The 9,264-nt window shown below is 63.5% G+C and carries 5 protein-coding genes; 3 read left to right on the top strand and 2 right to left on the bottom strand.

All coding sequences use genetic code 11. From position 1 onward, the window contains the following. Positions 1-450 (bottom strand): inositol monophosphatase (locus FJ222_10545; protein ID MBM4164860.1); only part of this gene is annotated, 450 nt, incomplete at its 3' end. A gap of 139 nt (positions 451-589) precedes the next feature. Then, positions 590-2,008, bottom strand: a complete 1,419-nt coding sequence (locus FJ222_10540) for an NAD(P)/FAD-dependent oxidoreductase (protein ID MBM4164859.1) — start codon at positions 2,006-2,008, stop codon at positions 590-592. 240 nt (positions 2,009-2,248) lie between these two features. Here FJ222_10540 and dxs point away from each other — a divergent pair, with 240 nt between their 5' ends. The 3 genes from dxs to FJ222_10525 all read left to right on the top strand — a co-directional run. Further along, complete coding sequence (dxs, locus tag FJ222_10535) at positions 2,249-4,114, top strand: 1-deoxy-D-xylulose-5-phosphate synthase (protein ID MBM4164858.1); 1,866 nt, start codon at positions 2,249-2,251, stop codon at positions 4,112-4,114. Between the two features lie 287 nt (positions 4,115-4,401). Further along, entirely contained in the window at positions 4,402-8,184 is a 3,783-nt protein-coding gene (gene smc / locus FJ222_10530) for a chromosome segregation protein SMC (protein ID MBM4164857.1), read from the top strand. Positions 8,185-8,191: 7 nt separating this feature from the next. After that, the coding region (locus FJ222_10525; GenBank protein ID MBM4164856.1) for a phosphoenolpyruvate synthase at positions 8,192-9,264 on the top strand (1,073 nt) is incomplete at its 3' end.

The following is a 9,264-nucleotide window of genomic DNA, read 5'->3' as shown; positions in this document are numbered from 1 at the left end:
TGAGACGCGCAGGCGCACGCCATTGCACAGGGACGGGCCGTCGGAGGAGGCTTCGAAGAGCCATCCGAACTCGGGGGCGAAGACCGCGCCTGCAACGGAACGTCCATTCACTTGCGCGGCGACCGAGCAGCACCACCACGGCGAGCCATGGAAAAAATTAACCGTGCCGTCAATCGGGTCAATCACCCAGCGTACGGGCGCGTCGGGAAGGGGATGATCGCACGTCTCTTCGCCAAGAATGGGGTAGTCGGGGCAGGCGGCAAGAATGGTGCCCGTCGCCACCTCCTGAGCCTCGGCATCCAGGCGATGTTTGACGTCGCTTCGCGTGAGCGAATCGACCTCGCTGCGGCGATTAAGATTGGCCAGCACGTGCTCGCCCGCCGCACGAGCCGCCTGGCGGGCAATGGACAATAGGTCGGACGGAGAGGGTAGGTGGATTTCGGGTGTCATTTTGAAAAGTATAGGACAAACCGCGAGGGCTGTCAGTAACCGAGTCACGCCGAGTCACGCCGATACACCCGAGTCCGCCGCAACCCATGCCGACACACACGCCACGGCAAACGCAACCACCGGGTTCGGCGTGGCTCGTCTAACCCCAGCGGAACGCTGCGCTGGCGATTTTTTTGAGGGCCGGCGATTTCATTTTGTTCATCATCCAGATTTCGCCGATGCGCTTGCTCATAAAGCCCATCGTTGGAAACGAGTGTTGGAGCATCATCACATCGTGAATGCGACTATGCTTTTGAATGGCCAATGCCCATTCATTAATCATTTCGCCTGAACCGTCTCCAACAATATCGGCACCCAAAATTCGGCCAGTACGGCTGACATAGACACGGATAAAGCCCGTGGTTAGGTTTTCTGCAATGGCCGCCCCGTAATCAGCATATTTCGTTTCGATGGTTTCAAAGGTGATGCCGTGTTTGGTCAGTTCGGCTGCATGCCTGCCCACGTGGCTGATCTGGGGTTCGGTAAATACGGTTGAAGGCACCACGAATTTGCGGAAGTCTTGTTTGAATGGCCACGGAGCCATGCTGTTCATCAATGCGATCATGCCTTGGTGCATCGCGGCGTGTGAGAACAGGTGGTGGCCGTTGCAGTCGCCGACGGCATAAATGTTTCGTTGGCTGGTTTGCAGGAACTTGTTGACCATGATCTGGCCTTTCCCGCCAACGGCAACACCCGCTTTGTCCAGCGCCAGATCCCGATAATCAAGTTTTCGCCCTGTTGCGACCAGGAGTTCGTCGCCAACCACGCCTGTTCCTTTGTCGGTATATAACACAACGGCATCGCCCTGCTTTTCAATCCTGGCGGGTTGATGGCCAGTCAAAACACGCACGCCTTCTTTCTGCAGGGCGTCTTGCAGGATTGCAGCGGCGCTTGGTTCGCCAGCCGATAGCAAGCAGGCTGAACGCTGAATGATGGTGACTTGACTGCCCAAGCGCTGGAACGCTTGACTCAATTCACACGCGATAGCACCGCCTCCCAAGACAATCAAGCGCGGCGGAATGCGTTGCAGTTTAAATACATTCTCATTGGTGAGGAATTGAATGGATGCTATGCCGGGAATCGGCAGCACCATCGGGCGAGTGCCTGTTGCGACAAAGATGCGCTTGGCACTCAGTGTTTTTTCGCCCACTTTGACCCGGTGTGCGTCGATAAAGACGGCTGACCCCTCGCGCAAAATTACGTCAACCTTGTCAAACATGGCGCTCGTCTTCTTCTCTGAAATGTATGACAGATGCTGTTGAATGATGGCGAACGGGTTGTTGACTTTCGGCGCCTCAACCGGCGACAATCCATAGTCAGCCAGGTTCGAATAGAAGTTACGCGCACGGGCAACGTGTAGCAGCGCCTTGGAGGGAATGCAACCGACATTCATGCACTCTCCGCCGATAGCGTTTTTTTCAATGGCCGCCACTTTGAGTCCCATTGAACTCGCCATAATGGACACCGCCATGCCAGCAGGCCCAAGTCCAATGCAAATGAGGTCGTAGTCGTATTTCATCGGATCCCTCGGATGTGATCATCACTCAAACACGTTTCGTCGGCTCCGGTCGGCTCCGGTCGTACGACTGTAAAAACAGGTACGAAACAGGCACGCTGCGAGTTCGTACGGGGAGTCTGCCACAAGTGGAGCGAAACGTCAATATCACGACAGCGGTTTCAATACTTTCTGGTGCAAATGATCGCGGGAACGGCTATACTACCAAGACACACAAAAACAAATCAGGACGCTTCACGCATCATGAGCCTACTGCAAACCATTACCGGCGCTGGAGATGTGGGCAATCTGCCGGCTGACGCGTTGCCGCTTCTGGCCGAAGAGATCCGCAAACGGATTATTGCGGTGGTGAGCCGGAACGGAGGGCATCTGGCCTCGAATTTGGGCGTCGTCGATCTGACGGTCGCGCTGCTGCGGGTGTTCAAGCCGCCGGCCGACAAGATTGTCTGGGATGTCGGCCATCAGACGTATGCCTGGAAGTTGCTGACCGGCCGTGGCGACCGCTTTGACACCCTCCGCCAGCCCGCCGGGCTCTCAGGATTCCAAAAGCGCGAGGAGAGTCCGTGCGACGCCTTCGGCGCGGGCCATGCCGGGACGGCGATCTCGGCGGCCATGGGGATGGCTGCGGCGCGCGACAGGCGCGGCGGGCGCGAGTCGGTGGTCGCCGTCGTCGGCGACGCCTCGCTCGGCAACGGCATTTCGCTGGAGGCGTTGAACACCCTGAGTTCGGTGACCCGCCGGATGATCGTGATCCTGAATGACAACGAGATGTCCATCGGCGGGCCGGTCGGGGCGATCTCCTCGCATCTGGGCCGGCTGCTCGCCAGCCCGAGCTACAACCGCTGGAAGGCGGCGGCGGAGCAGGTCGGCCACCGTCTGCGAATGGATTCGTTGCGCGGGGTCTACCATCGCACCGAACAGGCGGTCAAGAGCCTGTTCCTGAAGAACGCCCTGTTTGAGGAGTTCGGCTTGCGCTACATGGGGCCGGTGGACGGCCACGACCTCGGCGCGCTGTGCGACGCGCTCACCGTCGCCCGGGCCTATGACCGGCCGATCCTGATCCACGTCTCGACCCTCAAGGGGCGCGGCCATCGGCCCGCCGAGTTGAATCCCGAGGCGTGGCACGGGGTCGGCTGTTTCGATCCCGAGGGGGGAGAGGCCGCGCCGCCCCCGCGGGGCTATTCGCACGTTTTGGGCGAGCGGCTGTGCGTGCTGGCGCAGCGCGATCCGTCGGTGGTGGCGATCACCGCCGCCATGTGCGGCGGGACGGGCCTCACCGGGTTTGCGCGGCAATTTCCCGACCGGTTCTTCGACGTCGGCATCTGCGAGGAGCACGCCGTGGTGTTTGCGGCGGGGCTGGCGGCCGAGGGGCTGAGACCGTTCGTGGCGATCTATTCGACCTTCATGCAGCGGGCGGTTGATTGCGTGATGCACGACGTCTGCCTGCAGGGACTGCCGGTGGTGTTCTGCATGGACCGCGCCGGTGTGGTCGGCAGCGATGGTCCGACGCACCACGGGGTGTTTGACATTCCGATGCTGCGCTGCCTGCCGAATCTGGTGTTCATGCAGCCGCGCGACGAGGCCGAACTGGGCCGGATGCTGGAAACGGCGGCGCGGCATCCCGGCCCGGTCGCTATCCGCTATCCCCGCGATCCGGCCGGCGGCGCCGCCGCCGCCGTGACTGCGGAGCCGCTGCCCGTCGGCGTCGCGGAGGTGGTCGAGCCGCCGACCGGCGACGGTCCGCCGGTCTGGATCTGGGCGCTCGGCGATTTTGTCACCCTGGGCTGCGAGACGGCGGCGCGGTTGCGCGAGCGGGGCGTCGCGGCGGGCGTCGTCAACGCGCGGTTCATCAAGCCGCTGGACCGGGAGCGGCTCCGCCAGCAGGCGGAATCCGGCGCCCGGTTTGTGACGCTGGAAAACGGCGCGGTCGCCGGCGGCTTCGGCAGCGCGCTCGCCGAGGAGCTGGACACGCTCGGCGTGTCCCAGGCGCGCGTGCACCGGTTCGGCTGGCCCGACCGCTTTATTCCGCAGGGAACCCCCGCCGGCCTGCGCGAGCAGTTTGGCCTCACGCCGGAGGCCCTGGCGCAGACGATCGGCCGTGCGATTTAAGCGCCGCTTCCATTTCATCGGCTTGAGCAAGACCCGCCAATCAGATTCATAGCCCATATTCAGCAACTGAATTCGCAACGTGTCGCGATATTCAGAGAATTTGTCCAAGTTACGGACGAGCCCACCGCCCACAGAGGGGGAATAATCGACCGCAGTAACTTTTCCGCAGATTTCGCGGATGACCACAGATTGAATCAACATCTGCGCAATCTGCGGATCCCAACGTGAAGCTATGGGCCAGAAATGCCCCCCGTTCATAGGATCGGCTTGCTGCGCCCCCCTCATTCGTGGTATATATCAGCCCGTTCTTCGTTCACAGTCTCCGCCGCGACCCGCTGGGTGGCAGGCTGCCGCAACCTGAGGCGCCCGTGTATTTAAAAACGCTGGAAATCATCGGCTTCAAGAGCTTTGCTGATCGTACCCGCATGTCGTTTGAACCGGGGCTGATAGCGATCGTCGGCCCGAACGGCTGCGGCAAGAGCAACGTGTCGGACGCCATCCGCTGGGTGCTGGGCGAGCAGCGCCCGACCGCGCTGCGCTGCGCCAAGATGAGCGATGTCCTGTTCAACGGCACCGACAGCCGCAAGCCCCTGGGACTGGCCGAGGTCTCCATCACCTTCGCCGATTGCGAAGGCGTCCTCGACACCGAGTTCAACGAGGTCACCATCACCCGGCGCGTGTACCGGTCGGGCGAGGGCCAGTATTTCCTGAACAAGACCCCCTGCCGCCTCAAGGAGATCCACCGCCTCCTCATGGGCACGGGCATCGGCACCACCTCCTATTCAGTCATGGCCCAGGGGCAGATTGATGCCATCCTCTCGTCCAAGCCCGAGGACCGGCGCACCATCTTCGAGGAGGCGGCCGGCATCACCAAGTTCAAGGCCGACCGCAAGGAGGCACTGCGCAAGCTGGAACAGACCGAAGCCAACCTGCTCCGGCTGACCGATGTGATTCGCGAGGTCAAACGGCAGATTGGTTCGCTGCAGCGTCAGGCCGGAAAGGCTCAGAAATTCAAGGAGCTGCGCGACGAGCTGCGCGGCATCGACCTGTTCGTCACCCGTCGGCGGCTGGCGGCGCTCGATATTCGCATCCGTGACCTGGACGCGGCGTCGGAGCGGCTGACGGTCCGCCTGGCGCAGGAGCAAGACGCCGTGATGGCAGCCGAACAGGTTTCGTCCCGCATCCACGAGGAGATGCTCCGGACGGAGCAGCAGATCGGCGTGCTCACGGAATCGGCGGCTCAGGCCGACAACCGCCTCCTTCGGGCGCAAGAGGTGATCCGCGTCAACGAACAGCGGATCGCCGAATATCGCGGCTGGGCCGAGCGCGATACGCGCGAGATCACCCAGACCCGCCAGCAGGTTGAGTGGCTGGCCACCCAGTCGGCCGAGCTCGAGCTGCACCGTCAGTCGCTGGCCTCCCAAGGCGAGCAAGCGCGCCAGGCGTCCGCCGAGGCGCAGCGTCTCTTTGATGAGCAGAAGCGGGCGATCGACCAGTCTCGCGCCGAATTGCAGCAGATGCGCGAGCAATCGCTGGGCCGGGAGCGGCGGGCCGCGCAGTTGCAGGCGCAGCTCTCCGAGATGGAGACCCGCCAGCGGGTCCTTCTGATGCAGCATGAGCGGCTCGCCGCCGAACACGCCCAGCTCGCAGAGCAGGTCGCGGGCGTCGAGCGAGCGCGCGGCGCGCTTGCCGTGGAGCGGGACAGCCTGCATGCCGAGGCCGAGACGCGCGCCGAGGCGCTACAGGCGCTCCAGGATGTGCGCGCCGAGGCCGAGGCTGGGCAGAAATCCGCGCAGGACGAGTATTCGCGCTTGCAAGCCCAACTCGCCGCCAAGCGCGCCCAGCTCGATTTGTTGTCCGACCGCGCCTCGGCAGACGACGAGCTTGCGCCCGGCACCCGCCTGATTCTGGACCCGGACAACCCGCTGAAGCTCGCCGCCGATGCCGTTATCGGCCCACTCGCCGAGCAGTTCTCCGCCCCCAACGACCTCCGGCTCGCACTGGAGGCGGCCTTGCGGGCCTGGCTGGATGCCGTCGTGGTGCGCCAGGCCGCCGACGCGGTCGACGTGATGGCCGCGCTCTTCGCCCAGGGCCGCCCCTCGGCGGCCCGCGTGATCATTGCCGACGCCCCCGCGCCTGCCGCGCCGGCCGCTCCTGCCGGCCTCGCGCCCCTGATTGACCAGGTCCGGCCCACCGCCGATTTCGCCCCGGCCGCGCGGCGTCTCCTCGGGCACGTCTTTCTGGCGGACACCCTGGAGGCCGTTCCCCGCCCGCTACCCGCGGGCTGCACCGTCGTCACCCGCAGCGGGGCTGTCTTCCACGCCGACGGCACCGCCGAGGCGTGGATGCCCGAAAACCAGGTGTCGAGTCCGCTCGCGCGGCAGATGCTCATCGCTGACGCCATCGCCCAGACGGACGCGCTCGAAGCGGGTGCCACTGCCATCCGCAAGCGACTCGAACAGGCCTCCAGCCGCTGTGCTGAACTCAAGGAGGCTGAAGTCCAGACGCGCCGCCAGCTCGATGACGCCAAACGGCTGGCCGCTCAGAAGGACGGCGAGTTCCAGAGCGTGGCGCGCGACGCGGAGCGAACCCGTCAGCGGTTTGACGTCGTTAGCCGCGAACTGGACACGGTGCAGTCGAAGACCTCCGGTGATGGCCAGCAGCAGCAGACGCACGCCGCCGAATTGCAGGCTCTGGCCGCTGCCCGCGAGCAGGGGATCGAGCGTTCGGCGGCCATCGCCGCAGCTCTTCAGGAACTCGAAGGGACGCAGAATGAAATCGCCGACCGCCTCGCCGACGCCCGTCTCGCCAGCCAGGGATTGATGCAACAGGCGGCGCATGCCGAGAGCCAGGCGGCGTCACTTGCAGCGCGGAGTGAGGAGCTTGAACGTCTGCTGCAAGGCCGCAGTCAAGGCGTGAAGTCTTACGACGAGGGGATCGCGCGGCTGACGGCCGAGAGCGACGAACTGAGCGGAAGCCTGCAGGGCATGGTTGATGAATCCGCCCGCATCCACGCGTGCATTGACGAAGGACGCGCGGTCCGGGCCAGAAAAGGCGTCGAGTTCGAGCGGGCCGATGCGGCCCTCGGCGAGCTTCGCCGCCTCCACGAGGAAGCCCGCAACGAGAAGAGTCGATCCGACCTCGAACTCGCCGAGTCGCGAATGCACCGGCAGAACCATCTCGACCGCATCTACAATGACTATGGCCTCACGGTTGACCAGTTGATCGCACAGCCCGACCCACGCTGGCCCGGCGGGGTCGTCCCCGAGATTACCGACGTCGAGCCGCGCCTGATTCAGCTCCAGGCCGAGATCGCGGCCATGGGCCCGGTTAACCTCGTCGCCATTGAGGAGTACAAGGAACTCGAAGAGCGCTACACCTTCCTGCGGGCGCAGGAAGACGACCTCGTCAAGGCGAAGGAGCAGCTCTTCAATTTGATTCAGATGATCAACGCCAAGACCTCTGAGATGTTCAAGGCCACCTTTTCTCAGGCCAACGCCAATTTCGAAATCATGTTCACCAAGCTGTTCAACGGCGGGACCGCCCGGCTCGTTCTTATGGAAAACCAGGAGGACCCGCTCGAATGCGGCGTGGACATCATCGCGCGGCCGCCCGGCAAGCGGCCGCAGTCGGTGACGCTTCTTTCCGGCGGCGAGCGCACCATGACGGCCGTCAGCCTGCTTTTCGCCATCTATATGATCAAGCCCTCGCCGTTCTGCATGCTCGACGAGCTGGACGCCGCCCTGGATGACTCCAACATTGGCCGGTTCGTTCAGGCGCTCAAGGACTTTCTCGCGCAGTCGCAGTTCCTGATCATTACGCACAACCAGCACACCATCGCCAGCGCCGACATCGTCTATGGCGTGACCCAGCAGGATAAGGGCGTCTCCAAGATCGTGTCGATGCGGCTGCGCGAGATCGGCGTCCGTGAGCTCGATGTCGGCACCGCTTCTAACGAGCCGCCGCCCACCCTCCCCAAGCCGTCCCGCCGCGCGCGTGCCAAGCAGCAGGCATCGGCGGTGCCGGAGACGAGAGACGAGGCCGGGGAACTGCCTTTGGAACGGGAGTAAAATCGCCATGTCCGAGCATGCGCCTGTTCACACCACCGGGTTGCCATCGCTGGACGCGGCGTTGAGCGGCATTCTCACGGGCGACAACATCGTCTGGCACGTCGAGGCGATTCAGGACTATCAGGTGTTTGTGACACCCTATGTGCGCGCCGCGCAGCGCGATGGACGGCGCTTGATCTACTTCAGGTTTGCCCGGCACGCCCCGCTGATCGCTCCGGACAGCGGCATTCAGACGATGACACTGGATCCTGAGGATGGCTTTGAATCCTTTATTCACCGGATCCACAGCGCGATCACCGAGGCTGGCCCCGGAGCCTATTACCTCTTTGATTGCCTCTCCGATCTGGCCGTGGACTGGTATTCGGACGCGATGCTCGGCAATTTTTTCATGCTGACCTGTCCGTATCTCTTTGACCTCCAGACCATCACCTATTTCGGTCTGCTGCGGCACCGGCATTCACGCCAGGCCACCGAGCCAATCATTGAAACCACCCAGTTGTTTCTGGACGTCTTTCGTCATCAAGAGGTCCTGCATGTCCGGCCGATCAAGACGCAGTTTCGCTACACGCCGACCATCCACATGCTGCACGCCTGGCGGGCGGATGACCGCTTTGAACAGGTGACGTCCAGCGCTGTGATCTCCCGGGTGCTGGCCGCAGCCGGTCCGTCCTGGGCAGAAGCAGGCGAGCACGGCCAGCGGGTCTTTGGGCGCGCCGGGGAGATCGTGGCCTCGCGCGGGGACGCATGGCATGCGCCGGAACAGGAGGCTGACGTCCGGCATCAGATCGTCCGGATGATGGTCACGCGCGATCCGGCCATGATGGCGCTGGTGGAGCGGCACCTCAGGCTGGAAGATCTGATTGCCGTCCGCGCCCGCCTGATCGGCAGCGGCCTGATCGGAGGTAAGACCGTCGGCATGCTGGTCGCGCGCCGGATTCTAGAATCGAACTGGCCCCAGGCGGAGGCGATGCTTGAATCGCACGATTCGTTCTACATCGGATCGGACGTGTTCTACACCTATCTCGTTCGGAACAAGGTGTGGCGGCACCGGGAGAAGCAACGCGACCGCGACCGCTTTCT

It is taken from the genome of Lentisphaerota bacterium (assembly GCA_016873675.1).
Taxonomy (GTDB): Bacteria; Verrucomicrobiota; Kiritimatiellia; order RFP12; family JAAYNR01; genus VGWG01.
Note: the sequence above shows the minus strand (reverse complement) of the source record. Positions and strands in the feature narration are given on the sequence as shown.

Bases quoted from the DNA above. Each gene is read 5' to 3' on its own strand.
- FJ222_10540 (MBM4164859.1), bottom strand. From the start codon at position 2,008: ATGAAATACGACTACGACCTCATTTGCATTGGACTTGGGCCTGCTGGC.
- dxs (MBM4164858.1), top strand. From the start codon at position 2,249: ATGAGCCTACTGCAAACCATTACCGGCGCTGGAGATGTGGGCAATCTG.